Origin of the sequence: Pseudomonas sp. E6002 (assembly GCF_013385565.1) — a bacterium.
GTDB lineage: Bacteria > Pseudomonadota > Gammaproteobacteria > Pseudomonadales > Pseudomonadaceae > Aquipseudomonas.
Genome location: NZ_JACAPT010000002.1, coordinates 290,793 through 317,626, shown reverse-complemented (window position 1 = coordinate 317,626; position 26,834 = coordinate 290,793). Strand labels below are relative to the sequence as shown.

Genomic DNA, 26,834 nt, shown 5'->3' with positions numbered 1-26,834 from the left:
GAGGGTTGGTCATGAAGTTAGCCATTGTTACTGCCTGCCCGAACGGCATGGTCACCAGTGTGCTGTGCGCCCGCTTGCTGGATGCCGCCGCGCAACGCCAGGGCTGGAGCACCAGCGTCGAAGTGGTCGACGTGCAGCATCCGGAACGCCAATTGTCGGCGGCCACCATTGAAGCCGCCGAGTGGGTATTGCTGGTCAGCAGCACGCCGGTGGACATGCAGCGTTTTGTCGGCAAACGCGTATTCCGCAGCACGCCGGCCCAGGCGTTGCAGGATGTGGACGCGGTGTTGCGTCGCGGAGCCGAGGAGGCCCAGGTGCAGGTGGCTGACGCGGCACCGGCGAAAAGCACGCCGCGTATCGTCGCGATCACCGCGTGCCCGACCGGCGTCGCCCACACCTTCATGGCTGCCGAAGCGTTGCAGCAAACCGCCAAGCGCCTCGGGTATGACTTGCAGGTGGAAACCCAGGGCTCCGTGGGCGCCCGCACGCCGCTGAGTCCCGAGGCGATTCGTGACGCCGACGTGGTACTGCTCGCCGCCGACATCGAAGTCGCCACCGAGCGCTTTGCCGGCAAGAAAATCTATCGCTGCGGCACCGGGATCGCGCTCAAGCAATCCGAGGCGACCCTCAACAAGGCGCTGGCCGAAGGCAAGCAGGAATCCGCTGCCAGTGGTGCCGCTGCCAAACCGGAGAAGACCGGTGTCTACAAACACTTGCTCACCGGCGTGTCGTTCATGCTGCCGATGGTGGTGGCGGGCGGTCTGCTGATCGCCCTGTCATTCGTGTTCGGCATTCATGCCTTTGAAGAAAAAGGCACCCTGGCCGCCGCGCTGAAAACCGTCGGCGACCAGGCGTTCATGCTGATGGTGCCGCTGCTGGCGGGTTACATCGCCTACTCGATTGCCGACCGTCCTGGATTGGCCCCCGGCATGATCGGTGGCCTGCTGGCCAGCACCTTGGGCGCGGGGTTTATCGGCGGGATCTTCGCCGGCTTTCTCGCCGGCTACTGCGTCAAATTCATCAGCCGCGCGATCCGTTTGCCCCAGAGCCTGGAAGCCCTCAAGCCGATCCTGATCATCCCGTTGCTGGCGAGTCTGTTCACCGGCCTGGCGATGATTTACCTGGTAGGGCCGCCGGTGGCGAAGATGCTCACCGGCCTCACGGATTTTCTCAGCACCATGGGCACCACCAACGCCGTGCTGCTGGGCATCTTGCTGGGCGGCATGATGTGCGTCGATCTCGGTGGCCCGATCAACAAGGCAGCCTACGCGTTTTCCGTCGGCCTGCTGGCAGCGCAAAGCGGTGCCCCCATGGCCGCGACCATGGCCGCCGGCATGGTGCCGCCGATTGGCATGGGCATCGCCACCTTCCTGGCGCGGCGCAAGTTCGCCCAGACCGAGCGTGAAGCCGGCAAGGCCGCGCTGATCCTCGGCATGTGCTTTATCTCTGAAGGCGCAATTCCGTTTGCTGCCAAGGACCCGCTGCGGGTAATCCCGGCAAGCATCGCCGGCGGTGCGCTGACCGGTGCGCTGTCGATGTATTTCGGCTGCAAGCTGATGGCGCCCCATGGTGGATTGTTTGTGATGCTGATCCCGAATGCGATCAACCATGCGCTGCTGTACCTGCTGGCGATCGTGGCGGGCAGTTTGTTGACGGCCGTGGTGTATGCATTCCTCAAGCGCCCTGAGACCGTAGAGCTTTCTGTCGCACCCGCCCAGGCATGACGCGGTTCATGTAGGAGCTGGCTTGCCTGCGATGCAGGCACCTCGGTGTATCAACGCAACCGAGTTGAGGCTATCGCAGGCAAGCCAGCTCCCACATTTGACCTCCGTGAGCAATAAGGCCGGTGTCATAACCCGTTCATCCCGTCATGCTTAAGTTTCCCTTTTGCTGCTCGAGAGGGAACCCGCATGAGCCACTTCAATCTCGGCCGCCGCCGCGTGATGCAAGCCGTCGGCGCAGGCCTGTTGCTGCCGGGCCTCGCGCCTGCGGTGATCGCCTCGGTCAAGGATCGCCCGCAACTCACCGACGGCGTGCAGTCCGGCGACCTGCTGGGCGACCGCGCGATGATCTGGAGCCGCAGCGACCGCCCGGCCCGGATGGTGGTGGAGTGGGACACCCGCAGTGTGTTCAGCAACCCGCGCAAATTCGTCTCGCCCCTGGCCGACAGCCGCACCGATTTCACCGCCCGTGTCGAACTCACCGGCCTGCCCGTCGACCAGGCGATTTTCTACCGTGTGCACTTTGAAGATGCCCAGACCGGCGTGGCCAGCGAGCCCTGGTTCGGTCACCTGCGCAGCGTGCCGCAGCAGCGCCGGGATATCCGCTTTGTGTGGAGCGGCGACACCGTCGGCCAGGGCTTCGGCATCAACCCGGACATCGGCGGCATGCGCATCTACGAAGCCATGCGCCTGCGCCTGCCGGACTTCTTCATTCACAGCGGCGACACCATCTACGCCGACGGCCCGGTGCCCGCGCAACTGACCACCGAGGACGGACGCATCTGGCGCAACATCACCACCGAAGCCAAAAGCAAAGTCGCTGAAACCCTGAATGAATACCGGGGCAACTACCGCTACAACCTGATGGACGAGAACGTACGTCGCTTCAACGCCGAAGTGCCGCAGATCTGGCAGTGGGACGACCACGAGGTGATCAACAACTGGTCGCCGAGCAAGCAACTGGATGAGCGCTACAAAACCCGCGACATCAACACCCTGGTGGGCCGTGCGCGTCAGGCCTGGCTGGAATATTCACCGATGCGCCGGCAAAGCGCCGACCAGGGCGGGCGGATTTATCGCAAGCTCAGCTACGGCCCGTTGCTGGATGTGTTTGTGCTGGACATGCGCAGCTATCGCGGGCCGAACGATGACAACCTTGGCGGTGAAAAACCGTTCCTTGGGCGTGAGCAACTGGACTGGCTGAAGCGCGAATTGAAGGCCTCCCAGGCGCAGTGGAAAGTCATCGCCGCCGACATGCCCATTGGCCTGGGCGTGCCCGACGGTGAGGTCAGCCCCGGCGTGCCGCGTTGGGAAGCGATCGCCAACGGCGACCCGGGCCCGGCCCAGGGGCGCGAGTTGGAAATTGCCGAATTGCTCGCGTTTCTGCGGGCGCAGCAGGTGCGTAATCACGTGTGGCTGACGGCGGATGTGCATTACTGCGCGGCCCATCATTACCATCCGGATCGGGCGGCGTTTCAGGATTTTGAGCCGTTCTGGGAGTTTGTCGCCGGGCCGTTGAATGCCGGGAGTTTCGGGCCTAATCCGCTGGATAAAACCTTTGGCCCGGAAGTGGTGTTCGAGAAGGCGCCGACGGTGCAGAACAGCTCGCCGTTTGCCGGGTTCCAGTTTTTTGGCGAGGTGCAGATTGATGGACAGACGGCGGAGCTGACGGTGATTTTGCGGGACCTGGATGGGGTTTCGGTGTTTGAGCAGAAGCTGGCGCCAGTGTGATTGCAATGCAATCTACCTACTGAAGAAGAGCCAATGTGGGAGGGCTTGCTCGCGAAGGCGGTGTGTCAGTCAACAGATGTATGGACTGATCCACTGCCTTCGCGAGCAAGCCCTCCCACATTTTGATCGGTGTATCTTCAGGGGGTCAGTAAACATCCCGGCGGTAGCGGCCCTGCTCGATCAAGCGTTCGACGGCTTCGCTGCCCAGCACATCGTGCAGCACCTGATCCACACCCGCCGCCATCCCCTGCAAACTGCCGCAGACGTAAATCGCGGCGCCATCGGCCACCCATTTACGCAGCACATCCGCTGATTCGCGCAGGCGATCCTGCACGTAGATTTTCTCTGCCTGGTCCCGGGAAAAGGCCAGGTCCAGTAGCGCCAGGTCACCGCTGGCCAGCCAGCCTTGCAGCTCGTCCTGGCAGTGGTAGTCATGGGCGATATTGCGTTCGCCAAACAGCAGCCAGTTGCGCTGCTGGCCGTCGGCAACCCGCGCCTTGAGCAGGCTGCGCAACCCGGCAAGGCCGGTGCCGTTGCCCAGCAGGATCATCGGGAGCGGCTCGGTCGGCAGATGGAAACCACTGTTGCGCCGCACTCGCAGGCTGATGGTCGAACCCAGCGGTGCATGTTCGGTCAACCAGCCGGAACCCACGCCCACGCTGCCATCGGGGTGACGCTCCTGGCGCACGATCAGCTCCAGCACACCGTCGCTGGCAATCGAGGCGATGGAGTATTCGCGCATGCCCAGCGGCACCAGTGCATTGACCAGCGCCTGGGCATGCAGGCCCACCAGGTGTGCGCGATTGTCCGGCAGTTGGCGGCCGGCCAGGGCCTGGTCGAGGGTGTGTGCAAGGCCGTCGACTACCACACCTTCGCTGCCGGCCAGTCCCAGGCCTTCCAGGAAGTGTTCGATGGCCCATGGGCAATTGCGTGGCAGCACTTCCACCAGGTCGCCGGCCAGCCAGTCCCGGGGGGCTGGCGGGGTGAGCCCGAGCAAATAGACGCCGGAGCCACTGCTGTGCGGGTTGAGCAGGGTGCGTTGCTTCAGGGTCCAGTTTTCATAGGTCGCGCTGGCCCATGCCGCAGCGGGTGCATGGCCGGTCAGTTGGCCCAGTTGTTGTTGCCAGTGCAGCAACGCATCGGTGTCGCCGCTGTCGACTTCCACCGGGGCGAACAGCGGGTTGCCGCCCTGGTTGGTCAGCCAGAAATGCAGGCGCCGGGCGAAGCCGCAGAAGTGTTGGTACTGGCGATCACCCAGGGCCAACACCGAGTAGTTCAGGCCCTTGAGGGACAGGTCCTGGCCGAGCACGCTGCGCTCGAAACCGCGGGCGCTGTCCGGTGCCTCGCCGTCGCCGAAGGTGCTGACCACGAACAGCGCATGGCTCGATTGGCGCAAATCCTCTTCGCTGACGCTGCCCAGCGACTGCACGTTCACTGGCACGCCGGCGGCCTGCAACTGCCCGGCGGTCTGCCAGGCCAGTTGCTCGGCAAAGCCGCTCTGGCTGGCAAAGCCGATCAGCCAGGCCGGCGCGTCGCTGTGGTTGCCGGTCAGGCCTTTGCGGGCATCGCGCACCTGGCGTTTCTTGCGGCGGCGGTCCAGGTACAACAGCCAGCCGGTGATGAAGAACAGCGGCATCAGCAGCGCGCTGAACGTCAGGATGATCCGGCCGGGCAGGCCGAAGTAGCTGCCGGTGTGCAGCGCATAGATACTGGTCAGGATCTGCGCCTTGAAGCTTTTGCCGGCGTAGGTGTCATGGGATTTGACTTCGCCGGTGGCCGGGTCGAGGTTGATCTGGTTCAGCGCGCGATCGTGGGGCGAGGTCTTCAGCAGGTAGTAGACGGTGGCGGGTTGGCCGGCGACCGCGGGCATGCGGATGTTGTAGCCGCTCAAGCCGGGGCCGGCGTTGCTGTAGATGCTGCTCCAGATCGCGGCGTAATTGGCCACCGGCGCAGGCCCTTCGGGGGCCGGGCCGCGCTTGCGTACGCGTTCGTTCTGCGGCGCGTCGGACAGCAGTCTGGTCATGCCGTTGCTGTACCACTCGTAGGACCAGAACAGTCCGGTCAGTGCCGCCAGAAGATAGAACAGCAGGCACCAAGTGCCGAATACCGAGTGCAGGTCCCAGTTGAAACTGCGGCCTTTCTTGCGCCAGTCCACCGCCAGCCATGCACGCCAGCTTGCCACTTGGCGCGGCCAGCGCAGGTACAGGCCCGAGAGGCAGAAGAACACCAGGATCAGCGTGCAGGCGCCGGTGATTTGCCGGCCGGTGTCGCCGATGGCGAGGAAACGGTGCAGTTGCAGCACGAAGCCGAAGAAGTCCTGGCCGACGGCATCGCCCAGGTAGTCGCCGGTGTACGGGTCGAAGTAGCGCATCTGCCCGCGACGTTCACCGGGCGGTGGGGTGAACCAGACCTTGGCCGCGTTGGTGCTGTCGGGCTGCACCGTGAGCATCGACACGACTTTGCCTTCACGGGCTTCCAGCAGGTGCACCAGTTCAGCGGGCGGCAGTACCCCGGCCGGACGCTTTTCCACCGTCAACACCGTCGGGTTCAGCAACTCGATGAGTTCATCCTGGAACGACACCGTTGCGCCGGTGATCCCCATCAAGGCCAACACCAGCCCGGCGGTAATGCCGAAGAACCAATGCAACTGGAACAGGGTTTTCTTCAACACGTCGTACGGCCTCGTCATCAGGTTAGGTGTTTCACGGCGCGCATTATGCCGCGAGTTGTCGAGAAACATTCTTTTTTACACGCAAAAACCCCACGCATCCGATGCGTGGGGTTTCGTGCAGTCATTTGTATCGGTTTAGAAATGGAAACTGGTGGTCAGCAGGGCCGTACGACCGGCTGCCTGGTTGGCAAAATGCGAGGCATAGGCCTTGTCGTAGTAGGTCTTGTCGGTGAGGTTCTGCACGTTCAACTGCAGGTCGACGTTCTTGGTCAGCTTGTAGCTGGCCATAGCGTCGTAGCGGGTGTAGGACGGCACGTAGACGGTGTTGCCCGCATCGCCGTAGACCTCGTCGACATAGAACGCGCCGCCGCCGATGGTGAGCTTGGGTGTCACGTCATACGTCGTCCACAGGCTGAAGGTGTTCTTCGGCGTGTTGGGCATCTGGTTGCCTTTGTTCGAGCCGGCACTGACGACACCGTTACGACCGTTCAGGCCCGGGTCCACCAGTTCGCTTTTCAGGTAGCTGTAGCCGGCGAACACTTGCCATTGATCGGTCAGCTTGCCGCTGGCGGAAAGCTCCAGGCCGTCGACGCGGGATTCGCCACCGTTTTCATAGGTCAGCGCGTCCACCAGGATCCGCGTGTTTTTCTTCTCGGTGCGGAACACCGCGGCGGTCAGGGACAGGCGGTCGTGGAACATGTCCCACTTGGTGCCCAGCTCGTAGTTGACGGTCTCTTCCGGTTTCAGGTCGCTGGTGGCGGCGCCGGCAGACAGCGGGTTGCCGTCGGCGCCTTCACCTACCAGGCCGCCGGCCGGTGAGGCTGAGGTGGCGTAGGAGGCATAGATGCTGCCGTTTTCAACCGGCTTCCAGACCAGGCCCGCCTGCCAGTTGAAGAACTGGCTGTCGTTCTTGATCTTGCTGCGGGCCTTGACGGTGGCGGTCGGCACCGCATTGGTGTTGGCCACGGTGTCGAAGGTGTCGTAGCGCAGGCCGACGTTCAGCAGCCATTTCGGGTCCAGCTCGATGGTGTCGAACACATAGGCGGCACGGCTGGTGGCCTTGGTGTTGGTGCCGTTGTAGTTGCGCGCAATGCTGCCGGTCCAGGCATCGTCCGGGTTCGGGTTGCCCAGCGAGGTGCACTGGCCGCCTTTGCCGGGCGCCGGGCAACCGGGGTTGCTGTTCGGGCTGACGGTGTAGCCGCTGTAGCGGGTTTCTTCGCCGGTGAATTCCAGCCCGGTGGAGTAGGTGTTCTTGAAGCCCAGCGCCTGGAAGCTGCCAAACAGATCGGTCTGGTTGGTGGTGGTCTCGGTGGTGGACACGCGGGTGTTCGCGCGGCGCCACACGGTGCCGAACTGGTTGACGTTGTGCTGGCTGTCGTCGGGTTGGGTGACGATATAGTCCTGGCCGGTGTTGCCGTGGCGCAGGGTGTTTTTCAGCGTCATGTTGTCGTTCAGGTCGTGCTCGATGGAGAACGTGCTGTTGTCGGCGCGGGTCTTGCGGAAGTCGCGATCCTTGAGGCCGTAGAAGTTGTTGCTGTCGCCGCCGTCGGTTGGCTTGTCATGCACGTGGGCGGCTCTTGCGCCGCTGTTGCTGTAGCCATACGGAATGCCCGAATCCGGCAGGTCGTTGCTTTCCATGTGGTAGTAGCTGAAGTTGACTCGGGTCGGAGTGCCCAGGCCGAAGGTCAGCGACGGCGCCACGCCCCAGCGGTCGTAGTTGACGGCATCACGCCCGGCGACGTTCTGTTCGTGGCTCATCAGGTTCAGGCGGAAGGCCGCGCTGTCGAGGAACTGACGGTTGACGTCGAGCACATAGCGGCGGGTCTGGTCGGAGCCGTAGGTGAAGCCACCGTTGGTGAAGTCCCGCGCCTGTGGCGTCTTGCTCACCAGGTTGAGGCTGCCGCCGGCCGAGCCGCGGCCGCCGAATGACGAGTTGGGGCCTTTGCTGACTTCGATGGATTCGATGTCGAAGATCTCGCGGCTCTGGCCGCCCGTGTCGCGCACGCCGTCGAGGTAGGTATCGCCCTGGGCGTCGAAGCCGCGAATGAACGGACGGTCGCCCTGCGGGTTGCCGCCTTCACCGGCGCCGAAGGTAATCCCCGGCACGGTGCGCAAGGCGTCCTGCAACGAGGTGGCGGCGGTGTCCTTGAGCACTTGCTGCGGCACCACGGTGACCGAGCGCGGAGTATCTACCAGCGGCGCGGTGTACTTCTGCGAGGAGGCTTTTTCGACCTGGTAGGACGTGCTGTCCTGTTCCTGGCCGGTGATGCTGGTGGCTCCCAGGGAAATGCTGTTGCGCTCGCCTTTCTGCTCGGTGTCTTCAGCAGCTTGCGCCAGTTGGGCGGCAGAGCTGGCGCTGATGGCAACGCCGATGGCCGAGGCCAGCAAACGTGGTGAACTGGCAGGTGTTTTTATCGAAGTGCGCGGCATGAGTGTGTCCTTTCCCCAAGGAGGTGAGGCCGCGGAATATAGGGAGAACAAGACTTCATATCAATTGCGATACATTACTATTCGCACTGAATTTACGTTCTTTACACTTTTTGCTTACGGTTTTGACGATCTCGTTCGTCCTTTGGGCGGGAGTAGGGTTGTACACAGTCAATAAGAATCACTACCATTGGCGCCTCACTGTTTTCAGGTAATGCCTCCATGTTGCTGCACATTCCCGGCCTGTTCTCTCGCGAGGAAGTGCTGCGCATCCGCGAAGCCCTGGCGCACACCGAGTGGGCCGACGGCAAAATCACTGCCGGGCACCAATCGGCCAAGGCCAAACACAACCTGCAACTGCCGGAAGGCCACCCGCTGGCAAAGGAAATCGGCGCGGCGATCCTCGATCGCTTGTGGAAAAATCCGCTGTTCATGTCAGCGGCGTTACCGCACAAGGTCTTCCCGCCATTGCTCAACTGTTACACCGCCGGCGGCAGTTTCGACTTCCATATCGACAACGCCGTGCGCCAGTCCAAGGGCAGCCACGAGCGGGTGCGCACTGACCTTTCCTCCACCGTATTTTTCAGCGACCCCGACGACTACGACGGCGGCGAGCTGGAAATCCAGGACACCTTCGGCCTGCAGCGGGTCAAGTTGCCGGCGGGCGACATGGTGCTGTACCCCGGCTCCAGCCTGCACAAGGTCAACGCCGTGACCCGCGGCGCGCGCTACGCCTCGTTTTTCTGGACCCAAAGCCTGGTGCGCGAGGACAGCCAGCGCACCTTGCTGTTCGAGATGGACGGGGCGATCCAGCAACTGAGCCGCGACGTGCCCGACCACCCCGCGCTGATCCAGCTCACCGGCACCTATCACAACCTGCTGCGCCGCTGGGTTGAGGTCTGACCGTGGGCTTTTTATTGCGCCGTGAAGAAGTACTCAACGTTGAGCAATTGCAGAGCATGCTCGACGACTCCCCGGTGCGCGCCGCCCAGGCGATTTTGATCGCCGCGAAAGAGGGTGTGGTGGATGCCCAGGCGCTGCTCGGGCAAATCCTGCTGGAAGGGCGCGGCATCGAGCGCGATGAAGCACTGGCAATGCGCTGGTTCCGCATCGCCGCCAAGGGCGGGCATTTGATGGCGCGCAATATGCTCGGGCGTTGCCTGGAGCATGGCTGGGGTTGCGAGGCGGATGCCGTGGCGGCGGCCCGGGAATATCGTCGGGCGGCCGAGGCCGGGCTGGATTGGGGCTTGTACAACTACGCCAACCTGCTGGCGACCGGGCGCGGGGTTGCCGAGGATCAAGCCCAGGCGCTGGCGTGTTATCGACAGGCGGCGGAACTGGGCCATGCCAAGTCGATGAACCTGCTGGGGCGTTATCTGGAAGAAGGGCAGTACTGCCCGAGGGATCTGGAGGCGGCGGTGGCGTGGTATCGCCAGTCAGCAGAAGGCGGGGATTTTCGCGGGCAGTTCAGTTATGCAGCGGTGTTGGCGGACCGGGGCGAGATAGAAACGGCACTGGAATGGTTGCGCAAGGCACTGGCGGGCGGGAATTTGAAGTTCTTGCGGGTGGCGCACAAGGCGTTGTGTGCCGCCAATGAGCCGCAGATACGGGCAATGGCCGAGATCTATCAAGAGCATGCGATTGAACTTGATCGTTCCCACGCTCTGCGTGGAAATGCCGCCCTGGACGCCCTGCGTCCGCTCTAACGGCGTGACGCAGAGCGTCACCGGATGCGTTCCCACGCAGAGCGTGGGAACGATCAGGGCGTGCGTTTACAGGTAGAACGATTTCAATGGCGGGAAGCCATTGAATTCAACTGCGCTGTAGCTGGTGGTGTACGCACCGGTGGACAACCAGTACATCCGGTCACCAATCGCCAGGTTCAGCGGCAGGCCGTACTTGTAGTTCTCGTACATGATGTCGGCGCTGTCGCAGGTCGGGCCGGCGATGACCACTTCTTCCATCTCGCCTTTCTTCTCGGTCCAGATCGGGAACTTGATGGCTTCGTCCATGGTTTCGATCAGGCCGGAGAATTTGCCCACGTCGGTGTATACCCAGCGCTCGACGGCGGTGCGGGATTTACGCGCAACCAGTACCACTTCGCTGACCAGGATCCCGGCGTTGGCGATCAACGAACGGCCCGGCTCCAGGATGATTTCCGGCAGATCGTCACCGAAGTCTTCCTTGAGGAAGCGGATGATTTCCTCGGCGTAGGTTTCCAGGCTGTTGGTGCGGGTGATGTAGTTGGCCGGGAAGCCGCCGCCCATGTTGATCAGCTTCAGGTGGATGCCGTCTTCTTCCTTCAGGCGCTCGAAGATCACTTTGACCTTGGCGATCGCCGCGTCCCACACGCTGATGTCACGCTGTTGCGAGCCGACGTGGAAGGAGATGCCGTAAGGCACCAGGCCCAGGTCGCGGGCGAGAATCAGCAGGTCCATGGCCATGTCGGTCTGGCAGCCGAATTTGCGCGACAGCGGCCAGTCGGCCGTGGTCGAGCCTTCGGTGAGGATACGCACATACACTTTCGAACCCGGGGCGGCCTTGGCGATGTTGCGCAGGTCGGCTTCGGAGTCGGTGGAGAACAGGCGCACGCCCTTCTCGTAGAAGTAGCGGATGTCCTTGGATTTCTTGATGGTGTTGCCGTAGCTGATACGGTCAGGGCTGACGCCGCGGTCCATGACCTTGTCCAGCTCGTAGATCGACGCGATGTCGAAGCTCGAACCCTTGTCCTTGAGCAGGTCGATGATCTCGACGGCCGGGTTGGCCTTGACGGCGTAATACACCTTGGCGAATTCGAAACCGGCGCGCAGGTCATCGTAGGCCTGGCTGATCATCGCGGTGTCGATCACCACGAACGGGGTTTCCTGGGTGTCGGCGAACGCCTTCATTTTGTCAAAAGTGGCGCGCGCGAAATAGTCTTCGACCTGAATCGACATGCTGGGAACTCCTACTGGCAAACTAGATTGATCAATGGGTGCAAATGAACGTCCTCCGTATCCCCACTTTGGTTCGCCTACTTCCCAAGGCATGTCGCCGAAAGCAAAAAGGCCATGGGATCAACCGCTTCCCTTGGCCTTGCTGTCTCGTCGTCAGTACTTGAGCCGGATGGATCGTTTCCAGCATGGACGTTCGGCGCGAACTTTAGGACGTGAGGGGCTATAGATCAACTAAAAATGTCGCGTTTTTGCACGCGTTCGTCGTGCGGCCGCGTGCAGCTACTTATGTAACCGACCGGTATGACGGATTGATGTTCCCCGGTAGGGGCAATTTGAGGTGTTGCGGGTACAGTGAAGATCCAATGTGGGAGCGGGCTTGCTCGCGAATGCGGTGTATCAGCCAATGCATCCGGTGACTGACACTCTGCCTTCGCGAGCAAGCCCGCTCCCACATTTTGACCGCTGTGTGTCAGGTCAGGCCAGTGCTGTCTCGGCAGGCGACACAATGCTGGTCTTGCCCCCACGGGACTTACCGGAACTCAGGTACTCGGCAATCGACTCCTGGGTCACTTCCCCGAGGAACACCCGCTCCGCATCCATCACCGGCAACCACGAGCGGTTGAACTCGTACATCCGCGACAGCAGGATGCGCAAATGCTCGTCATACGCCGCCGTGGCGTTGAATTCCCGCAGGTACTGGCCGCAGGTACCGGTCTGACGATGCAGGTCGCGACGTCGCACATAACCCAGGGCCTTGTTCTCGGCATCGGTGACCACCACGTAGCGACGGTCCAACTCATCCATCTGCTCCAGGGCCTCCGCCACCGGGGTTTCCGGGCTGACCGACGGCGCGTTGTCCGCCGCATCCTCAGCCTTCACCAGCAGCAGGCGCTTGAGGGTGCTGTCCTGGCCAACGAAGTTGCTGACGAATTCGTCGGCAGGGTGGGCCAGCAGGGTGTCCGGGTGGTCGATCTGCAGCAGCTTGCCGGCGCGGAAGATCGCGATCTTGTCACCCAGCTTGATGGCTTCGTCGATGTCGTGGCTGACCATGATCACGGTCTTGTTCAGCGCGCGCTGCATCTCGAAAAACTCGTTCTGGATCATCTCGCGGTTGATCGGGTCGACCGCGCCGAACGGCTCATCCATCAGCAGCAACGGTGCATCCGCCGCCAGGGCGCGGATCACGCCGATCCGCTGTTGCTGGCCGCCGGACAGCTCACGCGGGTAGCGATGCAGGTACTGCTTGGGTTCGAGCTTGATCATGCTCATCAACTCGCGGGCGCGGTCGTGGCATTTCTGCTTGTCCCAGCCCAGCAGCTTGGGCACCACCACGATGTTCTCTTCGATGGTCATGTTCGGGAACAGACCGATCTGCTGGATCACGTAGCCGATGTTGCGACGCAGGGTCACTTCGTCGAGGTCGGTGGTGTCTTCGCCGTTGATCAGGATCTTGCCGGAGGTCGGCTTGATCAGGCGGTTGATCATCTTCAGCGTGGTGCTCTTGCCGCAGCCCGAGGGGCCGAGGAATACGCAAATTTCGCCTTCGTTGACGGTCAGGCTTACGGAATCAACGGCGGTGATGGTCTTGCCGTTGCTTTGGAAGGTCTTGGTCAGGTTTTGAAGTTCGATCATTTGAGCAGTCCTTTTGGAGTCAGCGTGCGTTGCAGCCATTGCAGAAGCAGGTCGGCGAAGATGGCCAGGAGACTGACCAGCACGGCGCCAACGATCAGCATCGACATGTCGCTGCGGCTGATGGAAGCCAGAATAAGTACACCCAGGCCACCGGCGCCGATGGTGGCGGCGATGGTCATCACACCAATGTTCATGACGACGGCGGTGCGCACACCGGCGAGGATCACCGGTACGGCAATCGGCAGCTCGACCATGCGCAAGCGCTGGCCGAAGGTCATGCCGATGCCTTTGGCGGCCTCGCGAATGCCTGGCTCAACGCCGGTGAGGGCGAGGTAGGTGTTACGCATGATGGGCAACAGGGAATAGAGGAACACGGCGGTGATCGCCGGCATCGGCCCCAGGCCCTGGCCGAACTTGGAGTAGAACGGCAGCAGCAGGCCGAACAGCGCAATCGACGGCACGGTCAGCAACACCGTGGCACTGGCTTGCAATGGGCCGGCGAGCGTCGGGAAGCGGGTCATCAGCACACCCAGGGGCACGCCGACGACGATTGCGAGGATCACTGCAATGCCGACCAGGGTGATGTGCTGCCAGGTCAGGTGCAGGACTTGGGCCCAATCAAGATGGGAAAAGGCGTTCAGGAATTCCATGTCTTCTCCTCTTAGTTGATCGGATGCTGGCGCAGGAAATCTGCGGCCACGGCGGACGGGCTTTCGTGGTCGACGTCGACCCGCGCATTCAGCTGGCGCATGGTTTCGTCGTCGAACAGCGCAGCCAGTGGCTTGAGATCAGCGGCCAGTTGCGGATGGGCATCGAGGTAAACCTGACGCACCACCGGCGCGGCGGTGTAGTCCGGGAAGTAGTGCTTGTCGTCTTCCAGCAGCTTCAATTTGAAGGCGTTCAGGCGGCCGTCGGTGGTGTAGACCAAGCCGGCAAACACCTGGCCATTACGCAGCGCGGTGTACACCAGGCCGGCGTCCATCTGCCGGGTGTTCTTGCGGGTCAGGTTCATGTCGTACAGCTTGACCATGCCGGCCATGCCGTCGGAACGGTTGGCGAACTCGGTGTCCAGGGCCACCAGGCGGTTTTCCTTGGTTTTCTCGGCCAGTGCCGCGGTCAGGTCGCTGATGCTGTTGATCTGCGGGAATTCCTTGGCCACGTTCTCTGGCAGGGCCAGGGCGTAGGTGTTGCTGAATTTCGACGGGGAGAGCCAGACCAGGCCTTTTTTCGCGTCGAGTTCTTTCACTCGGGCGTAGGACTGTTCGCTGTCGAGCTTCTCGTCGACGTGGTTATAGGCCACCAGCGACACGCCGGTGTATTCCCAGATCAGGTCCAGTTGCCCGCTTTCCTGGGCACTGCGTGCCAGGTTGCTGCCCAGGCCGCCGGTCACACGGGTGTCGTAACCCTTGGTGCGCAGGTACTGGGAGGTGATTTCGGCGAGCAGGGTCTGTTCAGTGAACACCCGGGCGCCGATGCGGATGACCGGTTTTTCAGCGGCTTGCGCAAACCCTGCGAACAGCAGGACGCAGCTCAATATCAATGTCAGTTTTTTCATGTGAATTCCTGTTTCAGGCCCAAGACGGGGCCAAAGCCTTAAGACGGACGCAACCCGCGTTCCAGCCAAAGGCGGCTGGCCATGGTCACCAGACCGTCGAGCAGCAAGGCCAGCAGCGCGGTGCATGCGGCGCCGAGCAGCAGTTGCGGCTGATTGTTCAGGGCGATGCCGGGGAAGATCAGGCTGCCCAGGCTGTTGGCGCCAATCAGGAACGCCAGGGGCGCGGTACCGACGTTGATCGCCAGGGCCACGCGTACACCACCGATGATGATCGGCACGGCGTTGGGCAATTCCACGCGAAACAGCACCTGGCGCGGCGTCATGCCGATGCCGACGGCGGCTTCTTTCAGGGAACCTTGAACGTTTTTCAGGCCTTCATAGGTGTTGCGCACGATGGGCAGCAACGAGGCGAGGAACAGCGCGAAGATCGCGGGGCCGCTGCCGATGCCAAGGACACCGAGGGCGATGGCCAGTACGGCCAGGGGAGGGACGGTATTGCCGATGTTGAAGATCTGCATGAAGCGTTCTGCGCGCCCGACCATGTTGGGTCGGCTCAGCAGGATACCGGCGGGAATCCCTACGATCAGGGCGGCCAGCATCGAAACAAGGACGAGGATCAAGTGAGCTTGCAGGTAAAACAACAAATCGTCGCGGTACAGTTCGATCGTGTTGATGCCGATCCAGTGGACCAGCAGGGCCAGGAGAGCGACGACAACCGCTCCTCCTATCAGCCCTTTGCCATAGCGAATAGCCACAGGCGGACTCCTTTTTTCTTTTGTCGGCGAACACATTTCCGAGCGGCAATGCCATTCCTGGCTGTCGGCGAATGTGGTCGCGAATAGCAGCTCGCCCCTACCGGCAACGCGGTATGCGGTCGAGCCATGAGCGCAGCCTCGTCAGGCTAACTTGCTGATTTTTCAGCCCCTGTTACGAGTGCGATAGCAGGGGAGTGGACGTCTCTACCTTTTAAAAGGTTCCATACTTGGCAGCAATTAGCCACCCCCAATGGGGTGAACGGTGGTCCGTCACCCCGGGTTTGCGCTATACTCGCCGCCCTTTTTTGACTCACCTGCCAGGCGATTTCCCATGACCCACCAGGCCGCCGAAGTCGCGAAACGCCGCACTTTCGCCATTATTTCCCACCCCGATGCCGGTAAAACCACCATCACCGAAAAGCTGTTGCTGATGGGCAAGGCGATCGCGGTGGCCGGCACGGTGAAATCCCGTAAATCCGACCGCCATGCCACCTCCGACTGGATGGAAATGGAAAAGCAGCGTGGTATTTCCATTACCACGTCGGTCATGCAGTTCCCGTATCGCGACCACATGATCAACCTGCTCGACACCCCGGGCCACGAAGACTTCTCCGAAGACACCTACCGCACCCTGACGGCGGTGGACTCGGCGCTGATGGTCCTCGACGGCGGTAAAGGCGTCGAGCCCCGCACCATCGCGCTGATGGACGTGTGCCGCCTGCGGGATACGCCGATTGTCAGCTTTATCAACAAACTCGACCGTGACATCCGCGACCCGATCGAACTGCTGGACGAAATCGAAGCCGTCCTGAAGATCAAGGCCGCGCCGATCACCTGGCCGATTGGTTGCTACCGCGACTTCAAGGGCGTGTACCACCTGGCCGACGACTACATCATTGTGTACACCGCTGGCCACGGCCACGAACGTACCGATGTGAAAATCATCGAGAAGCTCGACTCCGACGAAGCCCGCGACCACCTGGGTGACGAGTACGACCGGTTTGTCGACCAGCTGGAACTGGTGCAGGGCGCCTGCCACGAGTTCAACCAGCAGGAATTCCTCGACGGCCAGCTGACGCCGGTGTTCTTCGGTACCGCCCTGGGCAACTTCGGTGTCGATCACGTGCTGGATGCCGTGGTCAATTGGGCACCCAAGCCGCTGGCCCGGGTTGCCAACGAGCGTACCGTGGAGCCTGTGGAAGAGAAATTCGCCGGCTTCGTGTTCAAGATCCAGGCGAACATGGACCCCAAGCACCGCGACCGTATCGCCTTCATGCGTATCTGCTCCGGCAAATACGAAAAAGGCATGAAGATGCGCCACGTGCGTACCGGCAAGGACGTGCGCATCGGCGACGCCCTGACCTTCTTCTCCTCCGAGCGTGAGCAGCTGGAAGAAGCGTATGCTGGCGATATCATCGGCTTGCACAACCACGGCACCATCCAGATCGGTGACACCTTCACCGAAGGCGAAGTGCTGGGCTTCACCGGTATCCCGCACTTCGCCCCGGAACTGTTCCGCCGCGTACGCCTGCGTGACCCGCTGAAATCCAAGCAACTGCGCCAGGGTTTGCAGCAGTTGGCGGAAGAGGGCGCCACCCAGGTGTTCTTCCCGGAGCGCAGCAACGACATCATCCTCGGCGCCGTCGGTGTGCTGCAGTTCGATGTAGTGGCCAGTCGCCTGAAAGAGGAATACAAGGTGGAATGCTCTTATGAGCCGATCACCGTGTACTCCGCGCGCTGGATCGACTGCAGCGATAAGAAGAAGCTGGAAGAGTTCAAGATCAAGGCCGTGGAAAACCTCGCGATCGACGGCGGTGGTCACCTGACCTACCTGGCCCCGACTCGGGTCAACCTGGCGCTGATGGAAGAGCGCTGGCCGGATGTGAAATTCCGCGCGACCCGTGAGCATCACTAAGGGTTAGCGATATAAGAGAGGGCGAAGCTGTGATGGCTTCGCCTTTTTCTTTGGCTGCTATTCAGGTTGTTTCATTGGCGAAAACTTCAGTTCGGGACTAGTTTGAAGCAAGGCGACGGTGGACAGCTGTCGTACGCAGTTCAACTCCTGACTGGGCGGAATTCGACCATGAGTATCTTTCAACGTGTGGTGCTGTTGCTCAAAGTGCTGGTGATGATGTCATTGGGCATGTCTGCCGCGTGGGCCAATACGGCTGTGCAAAGCCATGGCACGGGGTTTGTGGCGGCGAAGACGGTGCAGGCGGGTGGCTTGCAGTTGGCCAAGAGTGAATCCGAGCCCGGTGACGAAAACCAGGGCGGTTCCAAGGACGATGACGATGCCGAGAACCCGGACAATGATGGCGAAGACAGCGACACTTACAACGATGGCGACAGCGATACGTAAGTAACGCAGGCAAAAGAAAGCCCCGCTTGCCGAACAGATGCGCTATCCGACAAGCAGGGCTGTAGAACACTGGAATGCTCTGGACTCACCCTCCAGAGCATTTTTTTTGCACGTCAGACCACAAATTGCTCCGCGTAGTGGCAAGCCACCTGGCGGTTGTCGAGTGGTCGCAGCACCGGTTCATCGGTACTGCACAGCTGGGTCGCGTACGGGCAGCGCTTGTGGAAGGCGCAGCCAGACGGCGGGTTCAACGGGTTGGGCAACTCGCCGACGATTTTGATCTTCGGTTTGTTCGGGTCCGGATGAATGGTGGGGGTTGCCGACAGCAACGCCTGGGTGTACGGGTGCAGCGGGCGTGCGTAGATGTCTTCCTTCGGGCCCACTTCCACCGGGCGGCCGAGGTACATCACCATTACGTCGTCGGCGACGTGCTGCACCACCGCGAGGTTGTGGGAGATGAACACGTAGGCGGTGTTGAATTCCTGCTGCAAATCCATGAACAGGTTCAGCACCTGGGCCTGGATCGATACGTCCAGCGCCGAGGTCGGTTCATCCGCCACCAGCACCTTGGGTTGCAGCATCATCGCCCGCGCCAGTGCGATTCGCTGGCGCTGGCCGCCGGAGAACATGTGCGGGTAGCGCTGATAATGCTCAGGGCGCAGGCCCACTTGCTTCATCATCGCCTGGACCTTTTCCCGGCGCTCGGCGGCAGACAGGTTGGTGTTGATCAGCAGCGGCTCGCCCAGTTGGTCGCCGACCTTCTGGCGCGGGTTCAGCGAGGCGTAAGGGCTCTGGAACACCATCTGCACGTCTTTGCGCAGTTGCTTGCGCTGGGCCTTGTCGGCACCGGCGACTTCTTGCCCGGCGATTTTCAGCGAGCCGGAAGACGGCTCTTCAATCAAGGTCAGGGCGCGGGCCAGGGTGGATTTGCCGCAACCGGACTCGCCTACGACCGCGAGGGTCTTGCCGGCTTCCAGTTCGAACGACACACCGTTGAGTGCGCGCACCAGGGCATGGCCCTTGAACAGGCCACGGGACACTTCGTAGTGACGGGTCAGGTCGCGGGCGGTAAGTACGACGGCCATTACGCCACCTCCTGATTCAGCGGGTAGAAGCAGCGGGCAAGGCTGTGGCTTTTCGGGTCAAGGCCCGGGCGTTGGGCGCGGCAGGACTCCTGCACATACGGGCACCGCGGCGACAGCAGGCAACCCTGCGGGCGGTCATAACGGCCGGGAACGATACCCGGCAGCGTGGCCAGGCGCGTGGCGCCGAGGCTGTGCTCGGGGATCGCCTTGAGCAACGCTTCGCTGTACGGGTGCGCCGGGATGTCGAACAACTGCGGCACCTGGCCGACTTCCACGGCCTGGCCGGCATACATCACGCACACGCGCTGGGCGGTTTCGGCCACTACCGCGAGGTCGTGGGTGATCAGCACCAGGCCCATGTTCTGCTCTTTCTGCAAGGCCAGCAGCAGGTCCATGATCTGGGCCTGGATGGTCACGTCGAGCGCAGTAGTCGGTTCATCGGCGATCAGCAGTTTCGGCTCGCCGGCAATCGCCATGGCGATGGCCACACGTTGGCTCATACCACCGGACAGCTGGTGCGGGTAGGCATCCATACGGCTGGCTGCGCCCGGGATTTCCACCTTTTCGAGCAGTTCGATGGCACGCTTGCGCGCTTGCTTGCCGGACATCTTCAAATGCAGGCGCAGCACTTCTTCGATCTGGAAACCCACGGTGTAGCTGGGGTTCAGGGCGGTCATCGGGTCCTGGAACACCATCGCCAGGTCTTTGCCGACGATCTGCCGACGCTGGCGGTTGCTCAGCTTGAGCATGTCCTTGCCGTCGAAGTTCAGGGCGTCGGCAGTGACGATGCCGGGGTGCTCGATCAGGCCCATCAGCGCCATCATGGTCACGGATTTACCCGAACCCGACTCGCCAACGATCGCCAGTACTTCGCCTTTGTCGACGGAGATGTCGAGGCCATCGACCACCGGCACGGCGGTCTTGTCGCCGAAGCGGACATTGAGATTCTTGATTTCTAGCAGTGACATGGGAATCTCCTCAGGCGGCGTTCTTGAGTTTCGGGTCCAGCGCATCGCGCAGGCCGTCGCCCATCAGGTTGATTGCCAGCACGCTGAGCAAAATGGTCAAGCCAGGCAGGCTCACGACCCACCAGGCGCGTTCGATGTAGTCGCGGGCCGAAGCCAGCATGGTGCCCCACTCAGGGGTTGGCGGTTGTACGCCAAGGCCCAGGAAGCCCAGGGCGGCAGCATCGAGAATCGCCGAGGAGAAACTCAGGGTGGCCTGAACGATCAGCGGCGCCATGCAGTTCGGCAGCACGGTGACGAACATCAGGCGCGGCAGGCCGGCGCCGGCGAGGCGGGCGGCAGTCACGTAGTCACGGTTCAGTTCGCCCATCACCGCAGCGCGGGTCAGACGGACATAGGACGGCAGCGACACGATCGCGATCGCAATCACGGTGTTGATCAGGCCAGGGCCGAGGATCGCGACAATCGCCACAGCCAGCAGCAGCGACGGCAGGGCCAGCATGATGTCCATCAGGCGCATGATGGTCGGGCCGAGCAGGCGCGGGAAGAAACCGGCGAACAGGCCCAGCAGGATCCCCGGGATCAGCGACATCACCACCGACGACAAGCCGATCAGCAACGACAGGCGCGAACCCTGGATCAGGCGCGACAGCAGGTCACGCCCGAGTTCATCGGTGCCCAGCAGGAACTGGATCTGCCCACCTTCCAGCCAGGCCGGAGGGGTCAGCAGGAAGTCACGGTATTGCTCGCTCGGGTTATGCGGGGCCACCCAAGGGGCGAAGAGCGCGCAAAACACCACCAGCAACATGAACAGCAGGCCGGCAACGGCGCCCTTGTTCTTGGAAAAGGCTTGCCAGAATTCTTTGTACGGGGACGGGTACAGCAGGCTTTGATCGACTGCTACCGCGGGAGTAGGTGTGGTCATGGTCATGATCTCAGCGCTGGTGACGGATGCGTGGGTTGGCGAAGCCGTAGAGGATATCCACCACGAAGTTCACCAGAATCACCAGGCAGGCGATTAACAGGATGCCGTTTTGCACCACGGGATAATCCCGTGCGCCAATGGCTTCGATCAGCCATTTGCCGATGCCGGGCCACGAGAAGATGGTTTCGGTCAGGACCGCACCGGCCAGCAATGTGCCGACTTGCAGGCCGACCACGGTGAGTACCGGGATCAAGGCGTTACGCAGGCCGTGGACGAACACCACGCGTGCCGGCGACAGGCCCTTGGCCTTGGCGGTGCGGATGTAGTCTTCGCGCAGTACTTCGAGCATCGACGAACGGGTCATCCGCGCGATAACGGCCAGCGGGATGGTGCCGAGCACGATGGCCGGCAGGATCAGGTGGTGCAACGCGTCCCAGAATGCGTCCGGCTCGTCGGCCAGCAGGGTGTCGATCAGCATGAAGCCGGTGCGCGGCTCGATGTCGTAGAGCAGGTCGATCCGTCCGGAGACTGGCGTCCAGCCCAGGCTGACGGAGAAGAACATGATCAGGATCAGGCCCCACCAGAAGATCGGCATCGAATATCCCGCCAGGGAGATGCCCATCACCCCATGGTCGAACAGGGATCCTCGCTTCAAGGCCGCGATCACCCCGGCTAACAGCCCCAGGATGCCGGCGAACAACAGGGCGGCCATGGACAGTTCCAGGGTCGCAGGGAAAAGGGCGGTGAATTCAGTCCACACGCTGGTACGGGTGCGCAGGGATTCGCCGAGGTCGCCGTGGGCGAGCTTGCCGACATAATCCAGGTATTGCGCGTAGAGCGGTTTATTCAGACCAAGGCGTTCCATTGCCTGAGCGTGCATCTCGGGGTCGACTCGTCGTTCGCCCATCATGACTTCGACGGGGTCGCCAGGGATCATGCGAATCAACGCGAAGGTCAGCAAGGTGATGCCGAAAAACGTGGGGATCAATAACCCCAATCGGCGGGCAATAAAACTAAACATCTTGTTGTGTACCTCAATCAGCCGGTTAGGCAGGTTCGGCACCGTCAATGTCGACGGTGCCGAGCGTCTCTTATCTACTTCACCTGGGTGGTGGCGAAGTTATTTGTGGTCAGAGGGCTTTGGGTATAACCCTCGACGTTTTTACGCATGGCGGTGAACATTTTCGGGTAAGCCATGGGAATCCATGGTTGGTCCTTGTCGAAAACGTCCATTGCTTGTTCATAGAGTGCAGCGCGCTGGGTGGGTTCAGCGATGGCGCGCGCCTTGTCGATCAAGTCTTGAAACTCCTTGTTACACCAGCGGGCGTAGTTTTCGCCGTTTTTCGCTGCATCGCAACTCAAGTTCGGGGTGAGGAAGTTATCCGGGTCCCCGTTATCCCCCGCCCAGCCGGCGGAGACCATGTCATGTTCGCCATTCTTGGCGCGCTTGAGCATTTCGCCCCATTCCATGACCTTGATGTTCACTTTCAGGCCGATCTGCGCCAAATCCGCCTGCATGCGCTGGGCGCCGAGCATCGGGTTGGGGTTGGTCGGGCCGCCGCCGTTGCGGGTGAACAGGGTGAACTCGGTGCCTTCCGGTACGCCGGCTTCCTTGAGCAGGGCGCGGGCCTTGTCGAGGTCGCGGGGCGGGTTTTTCAGCTTGTCGCTGAAGCCCAGCAGGGTTGGCGGGTAAGGGCCGGTGGCGTCGACCGCGTTGCCTTTGCCGTACAGGGATTCGTTGTAGCCCTTCTTGTCGAACGCGATGTTGATCGCGTGACGCACCCGCGCGTCGCTCATGTACTTGTGGGTGGTGTTCATGGCGGTGTAGGCGGTGGTCATCGCCGCCAGTTCCGCCACCTTCAGGTTCGGGTCGGCCTTCATGCTCGGCACGTCATCCGGTTTCGGATACAGCGCGATCTGGCATTCGTTGGCCTTGAGCTTTTGTAGGCGCACGTTGTTGTCGGTGGTGATGGCCAGGATCAGCGGGTCAGCCGGCGGCTTGCCACGGAAGTAGTCCGGGTTGGCCTTGAAGCGCACTTGGGCGTCTTTGGCGTAGCGGGTGAAGATGAACGGGCCGGTGCCGATGGGCTTGGCGTTCAGGTCGTCGGTCTTGCCGGACTTGAGCAACTGGTCGGCGTATTCGGCGGAGTGAATCGAGGAAAACGCCATGGCCAGGTCGGCCAGGAACGGTGCTTCAGGGCGGGTCAGGGTGAAGACCACGGTGTGGTCATCGGTCTTCTCTACGCTCTTGAGCAGTTCCTTGAAGCCCATGCTTTCAAAGTATGGGTAGCCCACGTTGGACTTTTTGTGCCACGGGTGATTCGGGTCCAGCTGGCGCTGGAAGCTCCAAAGCACGTCGTCGGCGTTCATGTTGCGCGTGGGTTTGAAGTAGTCGGTGGTGTGGAACTTGATGTCGTCACGCAGGTGAAAGGTGTAGGTCAGGCCATCGGCGCTGATCTCGGGCAGGTCTTTGGCCAGTGCCGGGATCACTTCGGTGGTGCCGGGCTTGAAGTCCACCAGGCGGTTGAAGATGGTTTCGGCCGCGGCGTCGGCGGTGACAGCCGTGGTGTACAGGACCGGATCGAAGCCTTCCGGGCTGGCTTCGGTGCAGACGACCAACGGTTTGGCCGAGATGCCGACAGCGACGCTCAACAGCGCAGCGGCAATGGCAGCTTGTAACGGGAGCATTTTCATCTAAGAGCCCTCTGCAATCGATTGGACCAGACAAGCGTAGGCGGCGGGCTCGTCCTGAGCCCGCCGCCGACCTGGCGCTGATTAAAGAATGTTGAACGGGATGGTGGTCACCAGGCGGAACTCACGCAGGTTGCCGTCAGCCTGGTTGGCGCTGGCACGGTGAGTCACGTAGGTACCACGAATGGTGGTGGCCTTGAGTGCGCCGCTCTGGATCGCGTAAGCCGCGCCTACACCGTATTCCTGGTGCTTCTCGCCGTCCTGGGCCTGAATGCCGTTGTAGGCAAAGCCAGCGCGGCCGCCGTCGCCGGTGTAGTGAGTACCGTCGATACCCCAGCCACGTGCCGAGTAGACGTTGAACTTCAGGCCCGGCACGCCGTATTCGGCCATGTTGATGCCGTAGGCGATCTGGAAGGACTTCTCGTTCGGACCGTTGAAGTCGGACGTCAGGGAGTTGGCCAGGTAGATGCCGTTGGTTTCGTGCAGGTAGTCGAAGTACTCGTCGCCGTTCACGGCCTGGTAGGAGAAGGTCAGGCTGTGAGCCTGGTGGGTCAGGCCGAACGACAGCGAGTAGGTGTCGTTGTCGATCTTGCCCATCAACTTTTTGCCTTCGTCGACGGTTTTGTAGTAGTTCAGGCCCGTGGTCAGGGACAGGGTCTGGCTGTCACCCAGCTCGTGGGTAGCACCGAAGTAGTACTGGTTCCAGAAGTCTTCCACGTTAGCGGCGAACAGGCTGGTCTTCAGGCTCTTGAACGGCTGGTAGTTGACGCCCAGGGTGTTGACCTTGTCGGTTTCCTGGCGACCATTGCCGTATTCAGTACGGAATTTCGACAGGCTCTGCTCGGTCCGTGGCGAAACGCGGTCGAACACGCCGCCCTGGAAGGACAGGTTGCTGAACTCTTCGCTGTTGAAGCTCACACCTTCGAAGCTCGAAGGCAGCGCACGGTTACCGATGGTGTCGATGATGCCGCTGCTGAAGTTCTGGCGACCGGCGGTCAAGGTGGTGTTCGAGACACGGAACTTGACGTTGGCCAGGCCCAGTTTGCTCCACTGGTCTACAGCGTCGCCGTCGGAGTCGGCCAGGGTACGGTTGGAGCCGCCCTTGATGTCGCGCTTGCTGCGGTCCAGGACCAGAGCGTTGTAGACAGCCACTTCAGTGCTCACGCCAACGGTGCCTTGGGTGAAACCCGAGGTAGCGTTGAGGATGGTGCCTTGCACCCAGTTGGTACGGTAGTTGTCAGTACGGGCTTCGCCGTGCTTCTGGTAAGTGAACTTGCTGCCACGGAAGCGTTGTTCGTTGGAGAACCAGTTACGGGTTGTACCGCCCAGGCTTGCGCCATCGATAAAGCCTTTGGCCTCGCTTTGGGCGCTGGTGCCGGCCAGTGTGGTTGGAACGAAGTCCTGGCTTGCAGGATCAGCGTAGGCGTTAGCCGTGATGCTGCTGATGGCCAGGGCCAGTAGCGCGGTGCTGCTCAGTTTCATGGGTGAAGCTCCTTTGGTTCTCTTTTTAATGCCGGTCTTTTTAGGTGAACCGGCTATTGGGTGTGTAACTCGTTCAAGCCTTTGCAAACGTTTGCCCATGGGTAAAACCCGAAATAAGGCTGCACGTTTGCAGCAAGGCGAATGCTCGCCCTGCGCAATCCGGTTATCTTTTTATGGGTTGATGCTGACGCCCGAGAACACGTTGCGGCCGAAGGGGCTCACTTTGAAACCTTCGACTTTGGCGCTTAACGGCTGGTTGACCGTCGAGTGGGCGACTGGCGTGATCGGCACCTGCTGCTTGAGCAGTTGCTGCGCCTGTTTGTATAGAACAGTCCTTTGTTCGCGGTCGGTGACGACCTTGGCTTGCTTGATCAGCTTGTCGTACGCCGGGTCACACCACATGGAGTAGTTGTTCCCGCCGATGGCGTCGCAGCTGTAGAGGGTGCCCAGCCAGTTGTCCGGGTCACCGTTGTCGCCGGTCCAGCCGATCAGGCTGATGTCATGCTCGCCATTCTTGGTGCGCTTGATGTACTCGCCCCATTCATAGCTGACGATCTTGACCTTGAGGCCAATCTTTGCCCAATCGCTTTGCAGCATTTCGGCCATCAGCTTGGCGTTGGGGTTGTACGGCCGTTGTACCGGCATCGCCCACAGGGTGATCTCGGTACCTTCCTTCACGCCGGCAGCCTTGAGCAATTCCTTGGCTTTTTCCGGGTTGTAGGCGGCGTCCTTGATGGTGTCGTCGTAAGACCACTGGGTCGGCGGCATGGCGTTGACCGCCAGTTGCCCCGCGCCCTGGTACACGGCGTTGAGGATGCTCTGCTTGTTCACCGCCATGTCCAGGGCCTGGCGCACTTCGAGCTGGTCGAAGGGCTTGTGCCGCACGTTATAGGCGATGTAGCCCAGGTTGAAACCCGGCTTGGTCAGCAGTTGCAGGTTCGGATCGGCCTTCAGGGCTTCGACGTCGGCCGGGCGCGGGTGCAGGGTGATCTGGCATTCGCCGGCCTTGAGCTTTTGCACCCGTACCGAGGCGTCGGTGTTGATCGCAAAAATCAGCTGGTCGAGCTTCACGCGGCTCGGGTCCCAGTACTGTTTGTTGCCGGTGTAGCGAATCTGCGAGTCTTTCTGGTAGCGCTGGAACACGAACGGCCCGGTGCCGATCGGCTTCTGGTTGATGTCGCTGGGCTTGCCGACCTTGAGCAAATGGTCGGCGTATTCGGCCGACAGGATCGAGGCGAAGCTCATGGCGATGTTCTGGATAAACGCGGCGTCGACCGTGTTCAGGGTCATCACCACGGTGTGCGGGTCGGTTTTCTCGACCTTGGCGATATTCTTGTTCAGGCTCATCCCGTTGAAGTACGGAAACTCGGTGGGGTAGGCCTTGCGGAACGGGTGTTCGGGGTCAAGCATGCGATTGAAGGTGAACAGCACGTCGTCGGCGTTGAAGTCGCGCGTCGGCTTGAAGTCCTTGTTGCCGTGGAATTTCACCCCTTCACGCAGGTGGAAGGTATAGGTCAGGCCGTCTTCGGAAATATCCCAACGGGTTGCCAGGCCCGGTACGACATTGGTCGCGCCTTTTTCAAACTCGGCCAAGCGGTTGTAGATAGGCTCGGCGGCGTCGTTATCGGTGGCCGTCGTGTATTGCGCGGTGTCGAAGCCCGCCGGGCTGCCTTCGGAGCAAAACACCAGGCTCTTTTTCTCGGCAGCCTGGCCCATCGAGGCCACAGCCAGCAGGCTGGTGCCAAATATCGCGGATAGAACGGTGGTATGGCGCATAACAATCCCGATCCTTGTTTGTTGTTTTCGTCAGTGAGCAATCGCAAGGTCATTCACGACCTTGCGACAACACTGATCCCACAACGGCAGTTGCCCTACAGAGACGATGCGTCTGCCGTACCA

At 61.5% G+C, this 26,834-nt stretch carries 20 protein-coding genes; 6 read left to right on the top strand and 14 right to left on the bottom strand.

The features are described from left to right. The first annotated feature begins 11 nt into the window (after nt 1-11). On the top strand, nt 12-1,724 hold the full coding sequence (locus HX815_RS03495; protein WP_008437280.1) for a PTS fructose-like transporter subunit IIB: 1,713 nt from the start codon (nt 12-14) through the stop codon (nt 1,722-1,724). A 186-nt stretch (nt 1,725-1,910) separates the two neighbouring features. Next, nucleotides 1,911-3,452: an alkaline phosphatase gene (locus tag HX815_RS03490; RefSeq protein ID WP_087694616.1), complete on the top strand. Its 1,542-nt coding sequence runs from the start codon at nt 1,911-1,913 to the stop codon at nt 3,450-3,452. Nucleotides 3,453-3,597: 145 nt separating this feature from the next. On the opposite strand, the gene HX815_RS03485 is transcribed toward HX815_RS03490, so the two are convergent. Both HX815_RS03485 and HX815_RS03480 read right to left on the bottom strand, forming a co-directional pair. Then, the gene (locus HX815_RS03485) at nt 3,598-6,123 is read right to left on the bottom strand and encodes a sulfite reductase flavoprotein subunit alpha (RefSeq protein ID WP_177027828.1); all 2,526 of its coding nucleotides are present in this window, start codon (nt 6,121-6,123) and stop codon (nt 3,598-3,600) included. Between the two features lie 135 nt (nt 6,124-6,258). Further along, nucleotides 6,259-8,553: a TonB-dependent siderophore receptor gene (locus HX815_RS03480; protein WP_177027807.1), complete on the bottom strand. Its 2,295-nt coding sequence runs from the start codon at nt 8,551-8,553 to the stop codon at nt 6,259-6,261. A 219-nt stretch (nt 8,554-8,772) separates the two neighbouring features. Here HX815_RS03480 and HX815_RS03475 point away from each other — a divergent pair, with 219 nt between their 5' ends. Further along, on the top strand, nt 8,773-9,453 hold the full coding sequence (locus HX815_RS03475; RefSeq protein ID WP_008437276.1) for a Fe2+-dependent dioxygenase: 681 nt from the start codon (nt 8,773-8,775) through the stop codon (nt 9,451-9,453). A 2-nt stretch (nt 9,454-9,455) separates the two neighbouring features. Continuing rightward, nucleotides 9,456-10,256 carry a tetratricopeptide repeat protein gene (locus HX815_RS03470; protein ID WP_177027806.1) on the top strand — a complete coding sequence of 267 codons (801 nt, stop codon included), beginning with the start codon at nt 9,456-9,458 and terminating at the stop codon, nt 10,254-10,256. A 66-nt stretch (nt 10,257-10,322) separates the two neighbouring features. Here HX815_RS03470 and HX815_RS03465 read toward each other — a convergent pair whose 3' ends face one another. From HX815_RS03465 to HX815_RS03445, 5 genes are all read right to left on the bottom strand, one after another. Further along, nucleotides 10,323-11,486: a type III PLP-dependent enzyme gene (locus HX815_RS03465; protein WP_003215969.1), complete on the bottom strand. Its 1,164-nt coding sequence runs from the start codon at nt 11,484-11,486 to the stop codon at nt 10,323-10,325. Between the two features lie 474 nt (nt 11,487-11,960). Then, complete coding sequence (locus HX815_RS03460; protein WP_003215971.1) at nt 11,961-13,118, bottom strand: betaine/proline/choline family ABC transporter ATP-binding protein; 1,158 nt, start codon at nt 13,116-13,118, stop codon at nt 11,961-11,963. Then, nucleotides 13,115-13,768, bottom strand: coding sequence for an ABC transporter permease (locus tag HX815_RS03455; RefSeq protein ID WP_003215973.1), 654 nt, complete (start codon nt 13,766-13,768; stop codon nt 13,115-13,117). Before HX815_RS03455 ends, HX815_RS03460 begins: the two co-directional genes overlap by 4 nt. Before the next feature lie 11 nt (nt 13,769-13,779). Then, nucleotides 13,780-14,673, bottom strand: coding sequence for a glycine betaine ABC transporter substrate-binding protein (locus HX815_RS03450; protein ID WP_003215975.1), 894 nt, complete (start codon nt 14,671-14,673; stop codon nt 13,780-13,782). A 38-nt stretch (nt 14,674-14,711) separates the two neighbouring features. After that, complete coding sequence (locus HX815_RS03445) at nt 14,712-15,464, bottom strand: ABC transporter permease (RefSeq protein ID WP_233092015.1); 753 nt, start codon at nt 15,462-15,464, stop codon at nt 14,712-14,714. Between the two features lie 295 nt (nt 15,465-15,759). Here HX815_RS03445 and HX815_RS03440 point away from each other — a divergent pair, with 295 nt between their 5' ends. After that, the gene (locus HX815_RS03440; protein ID WP_177027805.1) at nt 15,760-17,343 is read left to right on the top strand and encodes a peptide chain release factor 3; all 1,584 of its coding nucleotides are present in this window, start codon (nt 15,760-15,762) and stop codon (nt 17,341-17,343) included. A gap of 168 nt (nt 17,344-17,511) precedes the next feature. After that, nucleotides 17,512-17,787, top strand: a complete 276-nt coding sequence (locus HX815_RS03435; protein ID WP_003215984.1) for a hypothetical protein — start codon at nt 17,512-17,514, stop codon at nt 17,785-17,787. 113 nt (nt 17,788-17,900) lie between these two features. Here HX815_RS03435 and HX815_RS03430 read toward each other — a convergent pair whose 3' ends face one another. The 7 genes from HX815_RS03430 to HX815_RS03400 form a co-directional block, all read right to left on the bottom strand. Further along, nucleotides 17,901-18,872 (bottom strand): peptide ABC transporter ATP-binding protein, encoded by a 972-nt coding sequence (locus HX815_RS03430; RefSeq protein ID WP_003215987.1) that lies wholly within the window; start codon nt 18,870-18,872, stop codon nt 17,901-17,903. Continuing rightward, nucleotides 18,872-19,840, bottom strand: coding sequence for an ABC transporter ATP-binding protein (locus HX815_RS03425; protein WP_003215989.1), 969 nt, complete (start codon nt 19,838-19,840; stop codon nt 18,872-18,874). Before HX815_RS03425 ends, HX815_RS03430 begins: the two co-directional genes overlap by 1 nt. Nucleotides 19,841-19,850: 10 nt before the next feature. Then, nucleotides 19,851-20,762 (bottom strand): ABC transporter permease subunit, encoded by a 912-nt coding sequence (locus HX815_RS03420; RefSeq protein WP_003215991.1) that lies wholly within the window; start codon nt 20,760-20,762, stop codon nt 19,851-19,853. 10 nt (nt 20,763-20,772) lie between these two features. Beyond that, nucleotides 20,773-21,783, bottom strand: coding sequence for an ABC transporter permease subunit (locus HX815_RS03415; protein ID WP_003215992.1), 1,011 nt, complete (start codon nt 21,781-21,783; stop codon nt 20,773-20,775). Nucleotides 21,784-21,857: 74 nt separating this feature from the next. Further along, the gene (locus HX815_RS03410; protein WP_003215993.1) at nt 21,858-23,456 is read right to left on the bottom strand and encodes an ABC transporter substrate-binding protein; all 1,599 of its coding nucleotides are present in this window, start codon (nt 23,454-23,456) and stop codon (nt 21,858-21,860) included. Between the two features lie 81 nt (nt 23,457-23,537). Then, the gene (locus HX815_RS03405; protein WP_003215995.1) at nt 23,538-24,935 is read right to left on the bottom strand and encodes an OprD family porin; all 1,398 of its coding nucleotides are present in this window, start codon (nt 24,933-24,935) and stop codon (nt 23,538-23,540) included. A gap of 171 nt (nt 24,936-25,106) precedes the next feature. Next, the gene (locus HX815_RS03400; protein WP_371135981.1) at nt 25,107-26,651 is read right to left on the bottom strand and encodes an ABC transporter substrate-binding protein; all 1,545 of its coding nucleotides are present in this window, start codon (nt 26,649-26,651) and stop codon (nt 25,107-25,109) included. Between the last annotated feature and the right edge of the window lie 183 nt (nt 26,652-26,834).

Coding starts and splice junctions, on each gene's coding strand:
- HX815_RS03450 (WP_003215975.1), bottom strand. CDS start 14,673: ATGAAAAAACTGACATTGATATTGAGCTGCGTCCTGCTGTTCGCAGGG.
- HX815_RS03460 (WP_003215971.1), bottom strand. CDS start 13,118: ATGATCGAACTTCAAAACCTGACCAAGACCTTCCAAAGCAACGGCAAG.
- HX815_RS03410 (WP_003215993.1), bottom strand. CDS start 23,456: ATGAAAATGCTCCCGTTACAAGCTGCCATTGCCGCTGCGCTGTTGAGC.
- HX815_RS03405 (WP_003215995.1), bottom strand. CDS start 24,935: ATGAAACTGAGCAGCACCGCGCTACTGGCCCTGGCCATCAGCAGCATC.
- HX815_RS03430 (WP_003215987.1), bottom strand. CDS start 18,872: ATGGCCGTCGTACTTACCGCCCGCGACCTGACCCGTCACTACGAAGTG.
- HX815_RS03435 (WP_003215984.1), top strand. CDS start 17,512: ATGAGTATCTTTCAACGTGTGGTGCTGTTGCTCAAAGTGCTGGTGATG.
- HX815_RS03440 (WP_177027805.1), top strand. CDS start 15,760: ATGACCCACCAGGCCGCCGAAGTCGCGAAACGCCGCACTTTCGCCATT.
- HX815_RS03420 (WP_003215991.1), bottom strand. CDS start 20,762: ATGACCACACCTACTCCCGCGGTAGCAGTCGATCAAAGCCTGCTGTAC.
- HX815_RS03490 (WP_087694616.1), top strand. CDS start 1,911: ATGAGCCACTTCAATCTCGGCCGCCGCCGCGTGATGCAAGCCGTCGGC.
- HX815_RS03455 (WP_003215973.1), bottom strand. CDS start 13,768: ATGGAATTCCTGAACGCCTTTTCCCATCTTGATTGGGCCCAAGTCCTG.
- HX815_RS03445 (WP_233092015.1), bottom strand. CDS start 15,464: ATGTGTTCGCCGACAAAAGAAAAAAGGAGTCCGCCTGTGGCTATTCGC.
- HX815_RS03495 (WP_008437280.1), top strand. CDS start 12: ATGAAGTTAGCCATTGTTACTGCCTGCCCGAACGGCATGGTCACCAGT.
- HX815_RS03465 (WP_003215969.1), bottom strand. CDS start 11,486: ATGTCGATTCAGGTCGAAGACTATTTCGCGCGCGCCACTTTTGACAAA.
- HX815_RS03415 (WP_003215992.1), bottom strand. CDS start 21,783: ATGTTTAGTTTTATTGCCCGCCGATTGGGGTTATTGATCCCCACGTTT.
- HX815_RS03425 (WP_003215989.1), bottom strand. CDS start 19,840: ATGTCACTGCTAGAAATCAAGAATCTCAATGTCCGCTTCGGCGACAAG.
- HX815_RS03480 (WP_177027807.1), bottom strand. CDS start 8,553: ATGCCGCGCACTTCGATAAAAACACCTGCCAGTTCACCACGTTTGCTG.
- HX815_RS03400 (WP_371135981.1), bottom strand. CDS start 26,651: ATGGGCCAGGCTGCCGAGAAAAAGAGCCTGGTGTTTTGCTCCGAAGGC.
- HX815_RS03475 (WP_008437276.1), top strand. CDS start 8,773: ATGTTGCTGCACATTCCCGGCCTGTTCTCTCGCGAGGAAGTGCTGCGC.